The organism is Microbacterium sp. LWS13-1.2 (assembly GCF_040144835.1).
Classification (GTDB): Bacteria; Actinomycetota; Actinomycetes; order Actinomycetales; family Microbacteriaceae; genus Microbacterium.
Genome location: NZ_CP151632.1, coordinates 2,867,476 through 2,885,148 on the forward strand (window position 1 = coordinate 2,867,476; position 17,673 = coordinate 2,885,148).

At 70.8% G+C, this 17,673-nt stretch carries 15 protein-coding genes; 4 read left to right on the forward strand and 11 right to left on the reverse strand.

Annotated elements, in window-relative coordinates; genetic code table 11:
* Positions 1–735 precede the first annotated feature (735 nt).
* The 5 genes from MRBLWS13_RS13480 to MRBLWS13_RS13500 all read right to left on the reverse strand — a co-directional run bounded on the left by MRBLWS13_RS13480 (position 736) and on the right by MRBLWS13_RS13500 (position 3,702).
* Positions 736–1,173 (reverse strand): VOC family protein, encoded by a 438-nt coding sequence (locus MRBLWS13_RS13480; protein ID WP_349425850.1) that lies wholly within the window; start codon positions 1,171–1,173, stop codon positions 736–738.
* A 115-nt stretch (positions 1,174–1,288) separates the two neighbouring features.
* Positions 1,289–1,519 (reverse strand): YkvA family protein, encoded by a 231-nt coding sequence (locus MRBLWS13_RS13485; RefSeq protein ID WP_349425851.1) that lies wholly within the window; start codon positions 1,517–1,519, stop codon positions 1,289–1,291.
* 93 nt (positions 1,520–1,612) lie between these two features.
* Positions 1,613–1,789, reverse strand: coding sequence for a hypothetical protein (locus MRBLWS13_RS13490; protein ID WP_349425852.1), 177 nt, complete (start codon positions 1,787–1,789; stop codon positions 1,613–1,615).
* Between the two features lie 118 nt (positions 1,790–1,907).
* Positions 1,908–2,993: a DUF998 domain-containing protein gene (locus MRBLWS13_RS13495; RefSeq protein ID WP_349425853.1), complete on the reverse strand. Its 1,086-nt coding sequence runs from the start codon at positions 2,991–2,993 to the stop codon at positions 1,908–1,910.
* 88 nt (positions 2,994–3,081) lie between these two features.
* A complete protein-coding gene (locus MRBLWS13_RS13500; RefSeq protein ID WP_349425854.1) occupies positions 3,082–3,702 on the reverse strand; it encodes an antibiotic biosynthesis monooxygenase in 621 nt (206 codons plus the stop codon).
* A gap of 1,103 nt (positions 3,703–4,805) precedes the next feature.
* On the opposite strand from MRBLWS13_RS13500, the gene MRBLWS13_RS13505 reads away from it, so the two are divergent.
* Positions 4,806–6,527, forward strand: a complete 1,722-nt coding sequence (locus tag MRBLWS13_RS13505; protein ID WP_349425855.1) for a DEAD/DEAH box helicase — start codon at positions 4,806–4,808, stop codon at positions 6,525–6,527.
* A gap of 53 nt (positions 6,528–6,580) precedes the next feature.
* Here MRBLWS13_RS13505 and MRBLWS13_RS13510 read toward each other — a convergent pair whose 3' ends face one another.
* Positions 6,581–7,243: a TetR/AcrR family transcriptional regulator gene (locus tag MRBLWS13_RS13510; protein ID WP_349425856.1), complete on the reverse strand. Its 663-nt coding sequence runs from the start codon at positions 7,241–7,243 to the stop codon at positions 6,581–6,583.
* A 70-nt stretch (positions 7,244–7,313) separates the two neighbouring features.
* On the opposite strand from MRBLWS13_RS13510, the gene MRBLWS13_RS13515 reads away from it, so the two are divergent.
* Positions 7,314–8,273, forward strand: coding sequence for an alpha/beta fold hydrolase (locus MRBLWS13_RS13515; protein WP_349425857.1), 960 nt, complete (start codon positions 7,314–7,316; stop codon positions 8,271–8,273).
* Positions 8,274–8,294: 21 nt separating this feature from the next.
* On the opposite strand, the gene MRBLWS13_RS13520 is transcribed toward MRBLWS13_RS13515, so the two are convergent.
* On the reverse strand, positions 8,295–10,463 hold the full coding sequence (locus tag MRBLWS13_RS13520) for an intein-containing Rv2578c family radical SAM protein (protein WP_349429066.1): 2,169 nt from the start codon (positions 10,461–10,463) through the stop codon (positions 8,295–8,297).
* A gap of 119 nt (positions 10,464–10,582) precedes the next feature.
* Here MRBLWS13_RS13520 and MRBLWS13_RS13525 point away from each other — a divergent pair, with 119 nt between their 5' ends.
* Together MRBLWS13_RS13525 and MRBLWS13_RS13530 are read left to right on the forward strand one after the other, a co-directional pair.
* Positions 10,583–11,917, forward strand: a complete 1,335-nt coding sequence (locus MRBLWS13_RS13525; RefSeq protein WP_349425858.1) for a M15 family metallopeptidase — start codon at positions 10,583–10,585, stop codon at positions 11,915–11,917.
* Positions 11,918–12,122: 205 nt separating this feature from the next.
* Positions 12,123–13,286: an acyl-CoA dehydrogenase family protein gene (locus tag MRBLWS13_RS13530; RefSeq protein ID WP_349425859.1), complete on the forward strand. Its 1,164-nt coding sequence runs from the start codon at positions 12,123–12,125 to the stop codon at positions 13,284–13,286.
* 87 nt (positions 13,287–13,373) lie between these two features.
* Here the strand turns inward: MRBLWS13_RS13530 and MRBLWS13_RS13535 are convergent, their stop codons facing one another.
* The 4 genes from MRBLWS13_RS13535 to MRBLWS13_RS13550 are packed head-to-tail and all read right to left on the reverse strand — an operon-like array spanning position 13,374 to position 17,649.
* Complete coding sequence (locus MRBLWS13_RS13535) at positions 13,374–13,973, reverse strand: ECF transporter S component (protein WP_349425860.1); 600 nt, start codon at positions 13,971–13,973, stop codon at positions 13,374–13,376.
* Positions 13,970–14,845, reverse strand: coding sequence for a siderophore-interacting protein (locus MRBLWS13_RS13540; protein WP_349425861.1), 876 nt, complete (start codon positions 14,843–14,845; stop codon positions 13,970–13,972). Before MRBLWS13_RS13540 ends, MRBLWS13_RS13535 begins: the two co-directional genes overlap by 4 nt.
* A gap of 51 nt (positions 14,846–14,896) precedes the next feature.
* Entirely contained in the window at positions 14,897–15,745 is an 849-nt protein-coding gene (locus MRBLWS13_RS13545) for an energy-coupling factor transporter transmembrane component T (protein ID WP_349425862.1), read from the reverse strand.
* Positions 15,742–17,649: an energy-coupling factor transporter ATPase gene (locus MRBLWS13_RS13550; protein ID WP_349425863.1), complete on the reverse strand. Its 1,908-nt coding sequence runs from the start codon at positions 17,647–17,649 to the stop codon at positions 15,742–15,744. The genes MRBLWS13_RS13545 and MRBLWS13_RS13550 overlap by 4 nt, the downstream gene beginning before the upstream one ends.
* Positions 17,650–17,673 lie beyond the last annotated feature (24 nt).

A 17,673-nucleotide genomic window follows, 5' to 3' on the forward strand; every position in this document is an offset into this window, starting at 1 on the left:
GAGGTATCGGACTCGGCGCCCGCACCCGCGGTCATCGACGCCGTGCCCGCGGCGTCCGAGGAGCACGTTCAGGCGTCCGCCGACGCCGACGCGCCGGTCGACACCGAGGCGACTGTCATCGATGCCGTGCCGACGGCCGAGCCTTCGGCCGACGGGATCGCTGAGCCGCAGGAGGACGCGGAAGCCGGCGGGTTGGATGCCGCCGGGCAGGCATCCGTGACCGAGCCGGAGGCGCTCGCATCCGAGTCGTCGGTGGGTGCGTTCGGGTCCGACGCCGAGCAGCCGGAAGAGTCCGACGCGGCGATCGGGGACACGAGCGCGGCGGACACCGATGCGGCAGACGTCGCACCGGCCGGCCCCGAGGGCGAGAGCGACGCCTCCGGTGAGTCCGAGATCGAGCCGGCAGAGCATCCCGAGACCGCGGCGGACGAGCCGCCGCTCGATGGATCGGCCGGTTCGACCGACGAGCCCGGGCTGGAGTCCGAGCCGGAGTCCGTCGACGACGCCGAGAGCGCGGCTGGAGTCCATGTGCCCGAATCGGAGCCCGTCGCGGACGAGGCACGTCCGTCCGAGGATGCGGAACCCGCAGCCGAGGGTTCCGAGACGAGCGAGGAGCCCGCTTCCGAACGCGATGGCGACGGCGACGACCGTCGCCACGACGCCTGACGCCGGTCTCGAACGCGTCTGACGGGGACGGTCCCGCGCCGCCTGGAGCGGGCGTGGGACCGTCCCTTCTCAGTTCTTCTTCAGCTCCTCGGCGAGCATCACCAGGATGCCGCTGGGACCGCGGAGGTAGGTGAGCTTGTAGACGTCCTGGTAGGTGGCCACGCCGCGCAGCGGATGGCAGCCGTGTCTCGCGGCGATCTCGAGGGCTTCGTCGATGTCGTCGACGGAGAAGGCCACCCGGTGCATGCCGATCTCGTTGGGGAGCGTGGGCTCGGTCTCGATCGCTTCGGGATGGATGTACTCGAAGAGCTCGAGCTGGCCACGGCCGTCGGGCGTCTGCAGCATCGCGATTCTGGCGTGGTTCCCGTCGAGTCCGACGGCGGTGTCGGTCCACTCCCCGCTGACCGTGTCGCGGCCGACCACCGTGAGACCGAGGTCGGTGAAGAACGCGATGGTCGCATCGAGGTCGCGCACGGCGATGCCGACATTCTCGAGTTTGATGGCCATGCGTTGCATGCTACTCAGCACGGCCCACACGGGCTGAGGGTCGTGTCGCTACCGTGAGAGCCGTGCCTTTCGCGCTCGGGCCGGCGCCACAGGTGATCGGCTGGTCGTGTGCGATCTAGTGCGACGCGAGGGCGGACTGCCACCGGTGCTGCTCGCGGGCGAAGAGCACGGCGAAGATGCCCCACACGCCGAGGTCGTCGGCGAAGCCGAGTGGTCCCAGCAGCAGCTCGGGGATCAGATCGATCGGCGCGAACGTGTAGACGACAGCGGCGATCGCGACGACCCATGTCGTCGGCGCGACACGGTGCTCGCGGCGCTTGACCGCCCTGACAAACCTCCACCACATGCTCCCCAGTGTGCGCGTGCAGCACGTCGGACGGCCCGCCGAGACGGAATCGTGATCGTTCAGTCAGAAGATCCACAGCCCGTGGTCAGCGGGTCACGGCTCGCCCTGCCCCGCCTTCTCGTCCTCTTCCGGCTCGAACGTCGACGGCACGCCCGTGTGCCCCGCCGCGACCCCGTCGGGCGCGTCGGGGATCGTCCCGTCGCGTCCGAGGCCGCCGGGCTTGCGGGTGCCCTCGTCGTCGGTCTTCGGCTCTTCTGCGTTGCGATTCATCGGTTGCTCCCTTGCTCGTCAGCGGAAACGTACGCCGACCCGCGGGCGCACGGATCCCGGTTGACAAACGGCGGAGCACTGCGCCGGCGCACGCGCGAGCGCGGCGACGGGTCCCGTGTCAGTCCTGACGGCCGGCGACGCCGAGGAAGCGGATGAAGACCGCGATCCAGCCGAAGATCAGCGCGAACACGATGATCTCGAACGCCGTCAGCGAGAAGAAGCCGACCGCGGGGATGAAGAGGACCACCGAGGCCACCATCGCCGCGAGGAACGCCCACGACGCGACGAAGTAGGTGCGCGGCATCCCGCGAAGGAAGTTCGGCCCGCCGATGAGCAGGACGAGGAACATCGCCGCCATGCCGGATGCCGAGATGTTGTGCAGCGCGAAATTCACATCGACGGGGAAGATCCCGACGCACGCGAGCATGATGCCCATCGCGACGAAGAGCACGGGGACGATGCGTGTGCCGCGCGGATTTTCGAGCACGCCGGCCGCGGCGAGCACGCGCATGTCGTTGGCGATGTAGACCGCGAAGGTCGTCACGAGCAGGCCCGCAGCGATGAGGGTGCCGTTGAACACCCAGCTCGACAGGTCGTCCTCGAAGGTGCCGAGATGACTGAAGTGGATCGTCCACCACCTCGGGTCGGGCGTCGTGACCATGGCTGTCAGTGTGCCGATCGCGATGAACGCGAGCAGCAGCGACGACATGCGCTGCGTCGTCATCGCCGAGACGGACAGGAACACGATCCACGTGGTGATGCCGAGGGTGACCGCCATCAGCACGACCGACCAGAACGTCACGAGCGGAAGCCCGATGAAGCCCATCGCGAGCACGCGATACAGCGCGTACACCGCCACGAACGCGAGCGCCGTGTGGACGATCACCACCGAGACGGTGTTGACGATGTACTTCCACGACGGCAGCGTCTGCCGCCACTCCTGCCCCGGCCGGTTCCGCGCACGCCAGTACTCGGTCGTCGATGCAGCCGCTGCGACCACCGCCGCCCCGCACGCCGCCCACACCGCGAACGAGTCAGCCTGGCCGGCGAGCTGAAGGTCCGGTGCGAACAGCCCGACGAGGAGGCCGTAGATCGCGCCGATCGCGCCGGTGGCGAGACCGGCGTAGACCGCCTGCGACTCCGCACGGCGCCCGGGTGTCGGTGCGGCTGTCTCAGCCGGCGGCGAGGTGTTCGTGGTGCTCACGAGGTCAGAATACGACCGCGTCCGGGCGTGCGGGGCGTTCGCCGCGACACGATCTGGCGACGGTTCCCCCGCTCTCTGCTCGGCTCGCTCAGGCGCCGCGCTGCAGCCAGGGGCGCAGCATCCGCGTCACCCACGGGAGAACTGCATACGTCATCACCGGGGTGAGCAGCACCGTCGAGAGCAGCACGCGGGCGATCAGCGGCCACTCCGCGAACCCCGGGACGAACCCGAGGAGCCACGACGCGAGGAGATTCGTGGGGAAGAAGCCGAGCCAGATCGTGACGGCCTGCTTCCAGCGAGGCGGGGCGGACGGGATGGGCTGCTGGACAGGTCCGGTGGCCGGTGACGTGGCGGTACCCGCGTGCCGCGACTCGACGTGGGTCGCGAACGGAGCGTCGAACCAGCCCTCGATGCCGGTGCGTCGCTCGACCCTGACCTCGTTCGCGAAAGCGCGGCCGGAATCGAGCCACCACGAACGCTGCGGCGAATCCTCCCATGCCTCGAGGGTTGGGATGTCGCGGAAGCGGTAGAGCATGTACCAGAGGTCGCTGCCCTCGCCCGCGCGGACCCAGCCGGAGCCGAGGAAGCCCGCGAAGCCGGTCGCGAGATCAGTGCCGGCTTGCATCCAGCTCGTGGCCTCGGCGGTGCGGGACGGGTCGATGCGTCGTTCGATCGCGACGGTGATGGGGTGGGCCACGGGTTCTGCCATGGCATCCATTCTCGGGGCGTCCGCGCGGCGGCGCGTCGCCGGACGGCCGCGGATGCGGGCGCCTGAGAGAGAGTGCGGGGGAGCGTCAACAGCCAGGCGCCCATGGTGATGAACGCCACGAGCTCGAACAGCGCCAGTGTGATGAGTCCGGCGGTCAGCACGACCATACCGGCGGCGAGCAGCGTGACGCAGATCGCGGTGGCGCGGCGGAACCGGCGGCTGCGGCCGGGGATGGCGAGACCGGTGGCGACGGTCGCGAGGAACGACAGGCCCAGGCCGGTCGCGATGAGGTCGTGCATCACGGGACTCACCGGGATCGGCACGAGGCCCACGCCGGTGAGGTGCAGGCCGGCTGAGACGATCGATCCGCGGAAGCCGCGCGCCGAGCGACGACGGATGCCGCTGGGCAGCGCGACGACGATGAACACGCCGTAGGCGGCGAGGAAGAATCCCGAGAAGATCGCGATCGAGTTGAATGTGCGGCCCGAGAAGTCGGAGTGCGTCCCGAGCTGCGAGAAGTGGTGGTGCCACCACGTCGGGTCGTGGCTGGTGAGCAACGAGAGGAGGACGCCCACGGGGAGTGAGAGCACCGCGAGTCGACCGATGCGGTGCGCGATGAGGGTATGTTCGACCGCGGTCGCCGTGATGGATGCGGCGTCCGGTCCCGGCGGGTCGGCGTCATCGGTGATCACCCCCGGCGTGGCGCGCGGCGCAGACGCGGCCGGCTGGTAGTTCGTGGCGCGCGGGCGCGCCAAGGGGGCGGTGGACACCGTCGCACGAAGCGGCACGACGGGCCCGCTGGTTGCGTCGGAAAGGGTCGTGGAAGACATTCGACTCACGATCGGGTTCTGTTCGACGCGCCCGGATGTCGGACATCCCCCATAGACCCCGACACCGAGGCCCGCCGGCTTTGACGACAAATCCCCAGTTCAGCGGCGAACCGCTCAGTCAAACAGTATCCCGATCGGCCGAGAAAGCGCTGGCCGGGCTCTGGTTCTGATACGGATCGGTCACGTGGGTGCGCGGGTACGCTGGTGAGGTCGGCGTGCGCACGGCGCCGCGGCGGTGTCGATGCGACGCCCCGCCGATCCTGGAGGAGCCGGATGCCCAAGAACAAGAAGCCCGGCGGCGGACGCGCGGCGAAGAACTACGACCCGCGCTACAACCCCAAGAATCGGGCCCCGAGCCAGGGGCGGGACGGGCAGGACGCGAAGCGCCGCCCGGGCGACTCGTCGTCGGGCAAGCCCGGCAGTCGCAGCGCCGGACACCGGGGATTCCGTGCCGAGGAGCCCTCGACGGACGCGGGGGCCGGTCGCCCCAAGGGGCGCTGGACCGCCCAGGAGCGGGCCGGCCGCGACGAGGCGCGGGCGATCCGCACCCACGCCCGCGATGACCGCGGGCGCCCGGCTCGCTCGGACGGCGACCGTGGGCGGCCGGCGACGGGCGGGCGGTCTTCGGCACCGGGGCGCGATCGCGACGGCGACGGCCGCCGTGGTCGGGATGCTGCCGCCCCCGATTCCGGTCCACGCCGCGATTCCGGTCCGCGCCGGGATGCCGCGCCACGGCGGGATGCCGCGCCCCGTGGAGGGGCGACGCCCGCACGTCGCGATGTCGTGCACGAGAAGCTCGACGCCGATGCGATCGCGCCGACCGAGGGCGGAGGCGCCACGTTCGGTGATCTCGGGCTCGGCCAGAACATCGTCAAGGCCATCGCCGACCTGGGGGCGCAGCATCCGTTCCCCATCCAGGCCGCGACGATCCCCGCGATCCTCGACGGACGCGATGTGCTCGCACGCGGGCGCACCGGCTCGGGCAAGACCATCGCCTTCGGCGCACCGCTCGTGGAGAGCGTCCTGCGGTCGCAGGCGGGGCAGAAGCGCGAGATCGGCCGGCCACCGCGCGCGCTGATCCTCGCCCCGACGCGGGAGCTCGCGCTGCAGATCGACGCGACGATCCAGCCGATCGCGCGCAGCGTCGGCCTCTTCACCACGCAGATCTACGGCGGCGTGCCCAAGGCGCGGCAGCTCGGCGCGCTGAAGAAGGGGATCGACATCGTCATCGGCACGCCGGGCCGCATCGAGGATCTCGTCGAGTCGCGCGCGCTCGACCTGTCGCAGGTGCGCGTCGCGGCACTCGACGAGGCCGACCACATGTGCGAGCTGGGATTCCTCGAGCCGGTGCAGCGCATCATGCGCCGGACGCCCCGGGACGCCCAGCGGCTGCTCTTCTCGGCGACGCTCGACGGAGAGGTCTCGGCCCTGGTCGGCGAGTTCCTGACCGACCCCGCGGTGTACGAGGTCGCCGGCGAGACCCAGCGGTCGGGCACCATCGACCACCGGGTGCTGGTGGTCGACCACCGCGACAAGCGCGAGATCCTGCGGTCCCTCGTGGACCGCGACGGCAAGACGCTCGTGTTCACGCGCACGCGTGCGTTCGCCGAGATGCTCGCCGAGCAGTTCGACGAGGCCGGTATCCGCGCGCTGGCGCTGCACGGCGACCTGGACCAGGCCCGCCGTACCCGCAACCTCGAGAAGCTCACGTCGGGCCGCATCGACGTGCTCGTGGCGACGGATGTCGCTGCCCGCGGCATCCATGTCGATGACATCGATCTGGTGGTTCAGGCCGACGCGCCCGACGAGTACAAGACGTACCTGCACCGCTCCGGCCGCACCGGTCGGGCAGGCCGCGCGGGCACGGTCGTCACCCTCGTGACGCGGGCACGACGCGATCGCCTCGCCGACCTGCTGGAGCGCGCCGACATCGAGGCGCCGTTCGACGACGTTCGCCCCGGCGACGAGCTGCTGGAGGAACTCGCCGGTCGCTGACGCCCGGCGCGGCTCGCTCGGCGAGGGGACACGAGTCGTCGAGGTGACCGGGCTCAGGCCTCCGGAGCGGCGCCGATCGACGAGACGAGTTCGGGATCGGCGCCGAGCGCGGTGAGGCGTGCGCGCAGCGCGACCTCCGCGCGGCGGTACGGCTCGGCGCTCGAGTAGAGCAGCGAGCGGGTGTTCGCGGCCTCGAGGAACGACACCATCTCGAACGTGAGCTGCCGTGCGTCGTCGAGGAGGGGGAGCTCGCCGGCTGCCATCGCGTGCTCGATGCTCACGGTGAGGTAGTCCTCCCAGTCGCCGGACGCCGCGACGATCGCGTCGCGGACGACGCCGGGTCTGGCATCGAACTCGACGGAGGTCGCGGCGAAGAAGCACCCACCGCTGAAGACGCGGTCGCGCGAGTACGCCAGCCAGTCCGAGATCAGCGCGCACACGCGAACGAGACCGCGAGGCGTGCGCGCGCGAGCCGGCGCGACCACCCGATCGATGAACACCTCTCGCGCGGCGGCGACGACGGCGAGCTGCAGCTGTTCCTTGGAGCCGAACAGTGTCGCGATGCCGCTCTTGCTGTGCCCCGAGGCATCCGCGAGTCGCCCGATCGTCAGGCCGTCGAGTCCGTCGACGGTCGCGGTGTCGACCGCGTGCGCGAGCACCGAGCGCCGTGATTCATCGCCCCGGAGGCGACGGCGATCGACGGGTGCTTGTGCCATGGCGCCAGGTTACCGTACGATCGTTCGTATTCATAAGTACGATCGTTCGTATTCATCGGATCGGAGCATCATGAATCTCGCACTGACCGCCGCAGGGGTGACCATTCGAGGCGTCGCGGCCGTCTCGCCGGAGTGGGGAGCCAGCCTCGCGATGCCGCTGTTCGGCTCCGTGGCGAAGCCACGACCCGTCCGCCCCGACGACGAGGCGACGATGTGGCGCGCCCGCCGCCGCACCGTGCGGATCGCCGGCGTGGATCGCCGCGGCGTCGACATCGACACCTTTGAGTGGGGCGCTGGCACGCGCACCGTGCTGCTGTCGCACGGCTGGAACGGTCGCGCGAGCCAGTTCACGCCGCTCGTCCGCGAGCTCGTCGCCGGGGGCTGCCGAGTGGTCGCGTTCGACGCTCCCGCTCACGGCTCGTCGGCCGGCCGCCGCACCTACCTCGTCGATTGGCTCGACGTCTTCTCCGCACTTCAGCAGCGCTACGGCACCTTCGACGCGATGATCGGGCACTCGTTCGGCGGCCTCGCGACCCTCGTGGGGGTTGCCGGAGGAACGGATGCCGCGCGCGTCGTCACGATCGCCGCGCCGGCCGATGCCGACCTGCTGCTGAGCCAGTTCCAGAGCATGCTCCGCTATCCCGAGGCGGTAGCGACACGGATGAGCGCGCGCTTCGCGAGCCGCTACTTCCCGGGACAATCCGATCCTTTCGCGTGGCTGTCGAGCGTGCGGCGCCCGCTCCCCGCTGACGTGCCGCTGCTCGTCATCCACGACGAAGGCGACCGCATGGTGCCGTACGCCGAGGCCGGTCGGATCATGTCGGCGCACGCCGGCGCCCGACTGCTCGCGACGACCGGGCTCGGACACAATCGCATCCTCGTGGCGGATGCCGTGCTGGACGCCGTCCTCGAGCACGTCGAAGCGCCGTCCGCCGCCCGCACGTCGCCCGTTCCGTCCGGTGCGCGTACAGCCGCGGTCATGCCGGCAGCCGCGCCCGACGAACTGATCACGGCATCCGTCGCCGCGTAGCGCGCGAAGCTCTGTGACTGGTCAGAACAGGCGAGCCGACGCCTCCGGGCCGGGAGTGCCGCGCGCAGGTGCCGCGCGCAGCGAGGCGGCCGCCGCGCGTCCTCGCGACGTCGTGACGATCGGCGGGGCGCTGCGCGCGTCCGCGCGATCGGCCAGGCCTGAGACCGGTGCGCCGCGCGGACTCTCGTCTTCGGCGCTCCCGTCGAGACCATGCACCCGAAGCAGGGGGCGCACGCGCTTGGCGAGCCAGGTGCGATAGGCCTTCGGAGCCGTGCTCGTCGCGCCCGGATACAGCCCTCGGTAGGACGACACGAGCTCGGGATGCCGCTCCGCGAGCCACTGCAGGAACCATTGCTTGGCGCCGGGGCGCAGGTGCAGCGCGCCGTAGACGACGCGGACGGCGCCGGCCTCCTTGATGCGGGTGAGTGCGTGATCGATCGCGGCTATGGAATCGGTGAGGTGCGGGATGATCGGCATCAGGAACACGGTGACGCGGAAGCCCGCCTCGGTCGCCGCCCGCACGGTCTCCAGCCGGGCGGTCGCGTTCGGCGTGCCGGGCTCGATGAGGTGCTGCAGCTCATCGTCGAACACCGCGATCGACATCGCGAGGGTGACGTGCACGTCGGCGGCGGCATCCTTCAGCATGGGGAGGTCGCGCCGCAGCAGCGTGCCCTTCGTGAGGATCGAGAACGGCGTCCCCGACTCCGTGAGGGCCGAGACGATCCCGGGCATCAGCTTGTACCGCCCCTCGGCACGCTGATACGGATCGGTGTTGGTGCCGAGCATCACGGGATCGCGCTGCCAGTTGCCGCGTCGCAGCTCTTTCTGCAGCACCTCCGCGACGTTCACCTTGACCACGACCTGGGTGTCGAAGTCCCGCCCCGCGTCGAGCTCGAGGTACTCGTGCGTCCCCCGGGCGAAGCAGTTGTGACTGATGACGCCGTTCGCGACGAAGTCCCCCGTCGACGTGGTGATGTCGACCATGTCGACGGTTTCACCGAGATCTTCGATCGAAACGACGCGAAGAGGGGCGTCCGATTTCACGGTGTCTCCGACGAGGTTCAGCTTGCGCGTGATCGCAGGCCGCGTGAGCTCGAGGAAGCGTCGGCGAGCGGGGAGGCCGCCCAGGAGGCAGATGTCGCGCACGCCATTCGGCCGCAGAGGTTCCTCCACGAACGCGAAATCGTGCCGCCGCAACGCGCCGGCGATCTCCGCGAGGATCCGCTCATCGGAATTGGAGATGCGCAGTATGCCGCGACTGCAGCTCCCTTCCGCGTCGAAGATGCCCGCAAGAAAGCCGCGCGACCACTCTGACGACGGTGAGTCCGGCCAGCCGATCAACTCGGTGATGGCATCGAAGTCGGCCGCTCGGGAGGTGAAGATCGCGTTCACCTCCCGCCGGTGAACCGTCGCAGCGGTGAACATCCGCAGCGTGGTCTTCACTCCGGCAGCCTCCAGGAAGCCACGCGACCGATCCAGCGCCTCCCCGTCGGCGAGGGCCAGGCGGAACCGGCTCGCAACGTAGGAGCCTCTGCCGGTCGACCGTGGGTACGACCTTCTCAGTATCATCGCGTCGCCGCGGATCATTCCGCTGAGGTAGCCCGTGCGATACGCGCCGGTCTCAGTGGAATCCGCGACGACCCCGCCGGTGCCGAAGCCCATGAGCTTGTTGTTCGTCGTCAGGAACGGTCGCTGCGGTGCGCCGGCAGGTGCCGGACGGACGTACTTCCAACCGCGCTCGGTCAGGAACCGGTGGTCACCGCTCGCGACCAGCTCGGTGCCGTCGGCGAGCGTCACGCGGTAAGCACGCTTGCGGGTGCTCCACTGCGCCGAGACGGTCGCGCGCACATATCGTCGATATGCGCCCTCCCGCCGCGTGCCGATCACCTCATCGCCGGCGCACACGTCGCCGATGCGCTTGCTGAGGCCGTCGCCCATGAGGACCAGCGTGTCGGGATCCAGGCAGTAGACACATGCATGACTGCAGCCGCGGTAGGGGTTCACGGTCCAGTCGAAGGGCATGGCCGAGGCGCTCGGCACGTGGTTGAGCGCCGACTTGCAGAGCACCTCGTGGAAGGTGACGCCGGCGAACTCGGGAGTGGTCACCGAGCGCACCAGACCGTTCAGCTGCTCGAGGCCAGGCAGGGCCGCGGCATCCGCCACACCCAGTTCCTGTCCCTGCCATCGCATGAATCCATGAGAACAAAGCTTCGAACTTAAGTCAAGGCAGTGATAGCTTCGAGTAGAACATCGGCGGAGGGATGCCGCCTTGCTGGCCAAATCGCGCCGTCGCGACCAGAATGGCAGGCGTGACGGAGCCTGGCCGGCTCGCTACCCCCCGAGCCGCCCCCGAGACTCGTCGTGCCGCCCGAGCGATGCGCGAGGAGGCCGAACGGCGCGCCCGCGCGGCCGAGACCCAGCCCCCCACCGACGCGTTCGTGGCCTTCGAGCTGCCCAGCGAGGAGTTCGTGCCGGCGTCGGTCTCGGATGCCGCGCCGGCGGCACTGCCGCCTGACCTCCTCCCCGTCGCACCCGCGCCGGCCGCGGCGGGCACCGCGCCGCGGGGCGCATCGGCAGCGAGCGAAGTCCCGCCGCTGCCCCCGCGATCGCGCGCCCGTGCCGCCCGGCAGCACCGTCCCGCCCCCAGTGAGCGCCGGGCGGCCCGCGCTGCAGAGCTGCTCTCGGTCCACGAGGACGCACTGCCGATGCAGCACGCGCGTCCCCGCCGCGTCACCCGGCGGATCGCCGTCGTCGCCGGTCTCGCAACCGGCGCCGCGCTGCTGCTCGGCTCCGCAGCGATGACCGCCATGATGCTGCCCTCGGTCTCTCCGAGTGGCGCCGACGCTGCGCTGTCGATGACGGTGCAGCCTCAGCACGTCGACCAGCTTCCCGTGCCGCAGGTCGAGCAGTCGCCGCCCGCCGCCGACATCTGCGCGCTGCCCGACGTGGTGGCGGCAGTGCAGGCCGGCGATGACGAGGCCGCGATCGTCGCCGCAGGCGGAGGCGAAGCGTTCCGAGCCGCTGTCGTGGAGGGCCGCGCCCCCTGCGTGAACCTGGGCGACTCTGCGCGCACGTGGACCGTGGTCGACAAGATCCGGCCGACGAGCCCGATCGACTACCGCCCGAGCGGACTGGTGCTGCCCGACGGGGTGCGCAACGTCGAGGGCGGCGCCCTGCGCTCGGATGCGGCAACCGCTCTCGCGTCGCTGGTCACCGGCGCGCGCTCGGCGGGAGTCGGCGAGATCGCGCTCGAGAGCGGGTTCCGGTCGTATCAGACTCAGCAGCAGACGTACGGACGCCACTTCGCCGAGCGTGGCGAGCGGGCCGACCAGGTCAGCGCCCGCCCCGGTTACAGCGAGCACCAGCTGGGGCTCGCCGCAGACGTCGTCGCGTGTGCCGGCGCCTGCGGCACGCTCGACGACCTCGCGGCGACGGCCCAGGGCCAGTGGATCGCCGACCACGCGTGGGAGCACGGCTGGATCGTGCGGTACGTCGAGGGCGCCACGCCGGTGACCGGCTACCTCCCTGAGCCCTGGCACCTCCGCTACATCGGACCGGAGCTGGCGAAGTCCTACCACGACGGCGGATGGACCTCGCTCGAGGAGTTCTTCGCGCTCGACCCCGCGCCCGCCTACCTCGGCTGACAGCCTCCGCCTCTCCAGCCACCGCGGCAGCGCCATGGCCGCGCGACGGGGTCAGTCGCCGGTCCGGCCGCGATGTGGCGCCCGGCTGCGGCATCCGCTCGGCTGAAACTGAGTACCATATGCGGTGAGATGCAATTCCAACTGGGGAACCATCTCCGCAGACTCGACCTCAGCGACGAGAAGACAGACGAGAGGAAGGCGCACCATGGAGCGCGACATCTACGACGAGGACCACGAGGCGTTCCGCGACGTCGTCAAGGAGTTCGTCAAGCGCTACGCGTCCGAGGAGAAGCGCAAGCAGTGGGAGGCCGACGGCGAGATCGACCGCGCCACCATGCTCGCCGCCGGCGAGGCCGGTGTCATCGGCCTGTCGGTGCCCGAGGAGTTCGGCGGCGCCGGCATGCTGCAGGACTACCGCTTCCGCTCGATCGTGCTCGAGGAGACCATCGGCGCCGGTCAGGGTTCGCTCGCGGGCGCCCTGGGGATCCAGGACGACCTGGCGGTGCCGTACATCGTGCACATGGGCACGCAGGAGCAGAAGGAGAAGTGGCTGCCGGGCATGGCGACCGGCGAGATCCTCGGCGCTCTCGCGATGACCGAGCCGGGTGCCGGCTCGGACCTCCGCGGCATCAAGACCACCGCGAAGAAGGTCGACGGCGGCTACATCGTCAACGGCGCCAAGACGTTCATCTCGTCGGGCAAGACCGCCGACATCATCGTGACCTTCGTCAAGACGGGAGAGGGCAACCGCCCCGATGCGTTCAGCCTGCTGATCCTCGAGGACGGCATGGAGGGCTTCGACCACGGCAAGAAGCTCGAGAAGATGGGCTTCCACGGCTGGGACACCGCCGAGCTGTCGTTCACCGACGTCTTCGTGCCCGAAGCGAACCTCATCGGCGGCAAGGAGGGCCTCGGCTTCATCCAGCTCATGATGAACCTGCCCCTCGAGCGCCTCTCGATCGGCGTCGCGGCGGCCGCCGCCGGCGAGGCCGCGTTCGTATGGACCCGCGACTACACCCTCAGCCGCGAGGCGTTCGGAGAGCGCATCGCCGACTTCCAGAACTCCCGCTTCAAGCTCGCCGACATGGCGACCACGGTCGACGTGATGTGGGCGTACGTCGATCGCGCGATGATGCTCTACAAGGACCAGAAGCTCACGGCCGAAGAGGCCGCGAAGGTCAAGTTCTGGACCACCGACCGCGAGGCGGAGCTGCTCGACATCGGCGTGCAGCTGCACGGCGGTTACGGCTACATCACCGAGTACCCGATCGCCCGCGCCTACCTCGACGCCCGCGTGCACCGCATCTACGGCGGCACGAACGAGATCATGCGCGACATCGTGAGCCGCCAGATCGTCGGCAAGCGCTGACGTACTCCTGAACGACGGATGCCGCGGCCCGGCCCTCTTGCGAGGGCGCGGGTCGCGGCATCCGTCGTCGTGGGCGCGGCAGGTGTCTCAGACGAGCGCCGGGCGGCGGCGTGCGAGCTTCGCGACGCCGGCCTTGCGCAGACGGTCGGCGACGAGGATGCCGAGCGCGACGCCGGCGACGCAGCTGGCGATCGTGAGCGCGAAGAACGTCACCAGCGCCCACGGCTGCATGGCCGCCAGATTGAACGACGCCGCGGCGAAGATCGGATAGACCACGCCGACGAAGACGGCGCCGGCGTAGTACTGCCACGTGCGCCAGGAGCGGTAGAGGCCGACCAGGAACGCGAGCTCGGCGAAGAACGCCCACCACACGGCCGCGCCGAGGAACGGGAAGACCACGAGCCCCGAGATGACGCCGACGAGGATGCCGGCCAGAGGGCGTTCGAGCAGGCGCAGCGCGACGGTCGCCGGCAGCAGCCACAGGCCCGCGATCGCCACCGAGATGAACGGGACGGTGGCGAAGAGCACCGTCGAGATCCAGCCGGCACCCCAGAGCATCACACCGCCGGCGACGCCGATCGCCGCGCAGGTCAGCAGGTACGCGGTCGTCACGCGACCCCGGTTCGTCCGGGTCGGCGTGGCGGCGGGCGTCGTGCGGGCATCGGTCGTCCCGTCCGCGCCGCTCACGAGTGGGCCTCCGTCGTGACGCGCTGAGACTTCGGAGCGGGCGACGCGACGCCGACGCGCCAGTAGCCGCAGAAGCTCACGTGATCCTTCGCGACGCCGCGCCCGCCGACGAGGAGACGGCGGCCCTCGGTCGCGAGGGCCTGCTCGCCCACGACGTACGCGTGGAACGCGGCATCCGGAAGGGGGGCGTCGCCGAGGGCCTGCAGCGCGAGGGTGCCGGGCGTCGCATCGTGATCGCGCACGATCCAGCGCACCGTGATCCCGGCGGGGCGGTGGAACTCCAGCGCGTCGTCGGCCGAGGGCACCTCGACGATCGCGAGCCCCGTCGCGTGCGAGGGCAGGGAGGCGCAGATGCCGGCGATGGCGGGCAGCCCGGTCTCATCGGCGACGAGCACGACCCTGTCGGTGCCGCGATCGGGGTTGAAGGTGAGGCCCTCGTCGATGATCACGACGCTCTCGCCCGCGCGGCACGATTCCGCCCAGCGCGATGCCGGCCCCGCCGTGCCTTCGGCGGCGGAGCCGTGCAGCACGAAGTCCACATCGATCTCGGCGCCCGTGTCGGCCGTCGCGGGGCGGTAGGCCCGCACCGTGTAGTTGCGCATGACCGGACGCACGCCGTCGGGGATGCGGAGGTACTTGAGGTAACCGAACATCTTGTTCGCCTTCGCGGGGAGGCGGTCCAGTCCCTCGTCGCCGCCGAGGGGGAGGAAGAGCCGGAACCACTGGTCGTAGCCCATGGGGCGGAACTTGTCGATCTCGGCACCGCCGAGGGTGACGCGCAGCCAGTGCGGCGCGAGGCGTTCGGTGCGCAGCACCTGGAGGTGCACGAGGCCTTGGGTGTCGGGCTTGACGAGTCGGGGGACCGGTGCCATGTCAGCGCTCCTTGTCGAGGATGGCGGGGATGTCGAGGACGGCCGGAGTCATCACAGACCCCAGGGGAACAAGGCGGCGAACAGGACGGCCGACACCGCCCAGAAGGCGATGATGAAGCCGGTGTCGCGCACGCGCCACGGCACGATGTAGCGCTCGGTGCGGTCGGGGTGCGCGCCGAACGCGCGGGCGTCCATCGCGAGGGCGACGCGCTCGGCATGACGGATCGCGCCGGCCATGAGCGGGACGACGTACCCGAACCAGCGCGCGGCCGCCGCGATCGGGCCACGGCCGCCGTGTGCGCCGCGCACGCGGTGCGCCTGGCGGATGACGTCGAGCTCATGGCCGAACCGCGGCACGAACCGGAACGCGGCGAGCGCCGTGTACCCGATGCGGTACGGCACGCGCAGCTGCTGCACCGTCGCCCGCACGAGGTCTGGGCCTGTCGTCGACAGCCCGGCGATGAGGGTCAGGGCGACGATGGCCGACAGGCGCAGGCCCGTGGCGGCGCCCACCGCGAACGCGCCGCCGTACATCGTCCAGCCGCCGATCTGCCACACCACCAGGGACTGGTCCACGCGCGAGGGGTCGGTCCACAGCGCGAACCCGAAGCCGATCACGAGAGCGCTGACGGGCAGCACCAGGAACAGCACCGCCGCGAGCCGCCTCGTGAAGCCGACGCCGACCAGCAGCACCGCATACGCCAGCAGAAGGAAGGCGGCGGGGGTGGCGGCATCCCGGACGAAGACCAGGACGGCCATGGCGGGCAGCGGCGCGGCCAGCTTCGCCAGCGGGTTGAGCCCGTACAGGAAGCGGACGGCGGATGCCGGGACTCGCGGGGCGTACGGATCCACCGACGAATGCGTGGCCGTCGCGGCGGTGAGCGGGCCGGTGTCGGTCATGTCCCGCTCCCGCCGCTGATGGCACGCGTCTGTGCTGTTCCGTATTCAGGATGAATGGGCCCCGGAGGCGCGGTATCGGCAGCGTTCGTCCCATCCTTCCTGAATTCGGAACGCACGCCCGCGGCGCCGGTGAGGTCGGCGAGGCGGGTGATGTGCGACAGCTCGGGATGCCGCTGCACGCCCCGCAGCGCGCGGCGCAGCGGCGGCGGGCGCAGCCCCGCGCGCGCGATGAGGGCATCGTCCGCGAAGATCTCGGCGGTCGCCCCCTGCGCCAGCACGCGGCCGTCGGCGAGCACGACGGTGCGGTCGGCGTAGTCCGTCACGAGCTGCATGTCGTGCGTCACCACCACGATCGTGGTGCCCTCGGCGTTGAGCTCCGACAGCAGCGACAGCAGCTCGTCCGCACGGGCGCGATCCTGGCCGAACGTCGGCTCGTCGAGCACGAGCACCGGTGCGCCCGCCACGAGCGCGGTGCCGACCGAGAGTCTCCGCTTCTGCCCGCCCGACAGCAGGAACGGGTGGCTGTCGGCCTTGGCGGCGAGCCCGAACCGCTCGAGCAGCTCGAGGGTGAGCCTGCGCACCTCGTCGTCGGGAAGGTGCTGACGGCGCAGGCCATGGGCGATCTCGTCGAAGACGGTGTGCGCGATGAACTGGTGCTCGGGGTTCTGGAACACGAATCCGATGCGCGTGCTCAGCGTGCGCGCGTCGGCGCGGCCGATGTCGAGTCCGTCGACGTGCACCGTGCCCTTGGGCGGGGCGACCACGCCGGCGAGTGCCTGGATGAGGCTCGTCTTGCCCGCGCCGTTGGCTCCGACCACCGCGACGAACGCGCCACGCGGCAGATCGAGGTCGATGTCGTGCAGCACCTCGCTCCGGCCGCGGCGGAGCGTGAGGTTGCGAACCGTGATGAGGGGAGCCTCGGAACCGGTCGTTGAGAGAGCTTGCGAGTCGAAACGCTCCGGACCGACGCGCGACGGGGGCTCGGCGCGTTGCGTCTCGCTCGTTCCTCGCTCGCTCAACGACCGCGATCCCGCCGACGCATCCTCCGCCTCCAGCGCGGCGCGCAGCTCGTCGGGGGTCAGCGGGAGCGGGTCGAGGGCGAAGCCTGCGCGGCGCAGCCGCAACGCGGCGAGTGTCGACACCGGCAGCCACACGCCCATGTCGTGCAGGTCTTCTGCCCGCCCGCGCAGCACCTCGTCGACGGTGCCGTCGGCCGCCAGGCGACCGTCGTGGTCGAGCACGACGACCCGATCGACGAAGCCGGCCGCCGCGTCGAGGTTGTGCTCCACCAGCAGGATGGCGCGATCGCCCGCCGCGACCAGCTCGGCCAGCGCTGCGTAGACCTCCTCGATCCCCGCCGGGTCGAGGTTCGCCGTCGGCTCGTCCAGCACGAGGAGCGGCGACCCCATCGCGAGGGCGCACGCGATCGCGAGGCGCTGGCGCCCCCCGCCCGACAGCCGGTCGGGGTTCTCCGACCGGCGCTCCCAGAGGCCCACGCGGCGCAGCGCGTCTTCGGCGCGGGCGAGGACGTCGGCGACCGGCATCCGCAGATTCTCGGGGCCGAAGGCCACCTCGTCGAAGACCGTGCCGGTCACCAGCTGCGCGTCGGGGTCCTGGAAGACCATGCCGACCCGCGTGCTGAGCTCCGCGACGGGTGTCGTCCTGGTGTCGAGTCCGTCGACCTCGATCGACCCGGTGACGTCGGCGGGCACCGCCTGCGGCAGCAGACCGTTGAGCGCGAGGGTCAGCGTCGACTTGCCGGATCCGCTGGGGCCGAGAAGCAGCACCACCTCGCCCGGGGCGATCTCGAATGAGACGGCGGACGGGGCAGGCGTGGTCTCGCCCTCGTGGGTGATGCCGAGCTCGCGCACGCGCAGCAGCGGCACGGCAGAGGACACGGGCATCCGATCGTCGAGGGAAACTTAGCC

Excerpts from the sequence above, each read along its gene's own strand:
- MRBLWS13_RS13480 (WP_349425850.1), bottom strand. The coding sequence starts at position 1,173 with ATGGCCATCAAACTCGAGAATGTCGGCATCGCCGTGCGCGACCTCGAT.
- MRBLWS13_RS13485 (WP_349425851.1), bottom strand. The coding sequence starts at position 1,519 with ATGTGGTGGAGGTTTGTCAGGGCGGTCAAGCGCCGCGAGCACCGTGTC.
- MRBLWS13_RS13490 (WP_349425852.1), bottom strand. The coding sequence starts at position 1,789 with ATGAATCGCAACGCAGAAGAGCCGAAGACCGACGACGAGGGCACCCGC.
- MRBLWS13_RS13500 (WP_349425854.1), bottom strand. The coding sequence starts at position 3,702 with ATGGCAGAACCCGTGGCCCACCCCATCACCGTCGCGATCGAACGACGC.
- MRBLWS13_RS13505 (WP_349425855.1), top strand. The coding sequence starts at position 4,806 with ATGCCCAAGAACAAGAAGCCCGGCGGCGGACGCGCGGCGAAGAACTAC.
- MRBLWS13_RS13510 (WP_349425856.1), bottom strand. The coding sequence starts at position 7,243 with ATGGCACAAGCACCCGTCGATCGCCGTCGCCTCCGGGGCGATGAATCA.
- MRBLWS13_RS13515 (WP_349425857.1), top strand. The coding sequence starts at position 7,314 with ATGAATCTCGCACTGACCGCCGCAGGGGTGACCATTCGAGGCGTCGCG.
- MRBLWS13_RS13520 (WP_349429066.1), bottom strand. The coding sequence starts at position 10,463 with ATGCGATGGCAGGGACAGGAACTGGGTGTGGCGGATGCCGCGGCCCTG.
- MRBLWS13_RS13530 (WP_349425859.1), top strand. The coding sequence starts at position 12,123 with ATGGAGCGCGACATCTACGACGAGGACCACGAGGCGTTCCGCGACGTC.
- MRBLWS13_RS13540 (WP_349425861.1), bottom strand. The coding sequence starts at position 14,845 with ATGGCACCGGTCCCCCGACTCGTCAAGCCCGACACCCAAGGCCTCGTG.
- MRBLWS13_RS13545 (WP_349425862.1), bottom strand. The coding sequence starts at position 15,745 with ATGACCGACACCGGCCCGCTCACCGCCGCGACGGCCACGCATTCGTCG.
- MRBLWS13_RS13550 (WP_349425863.1), bottom strand. The coding sequence starts at position 17,649 with ATGCCCGTGTCCTCTGCCGTGCCGCTGCTGCGCGTGCGCGAGCTCGGC.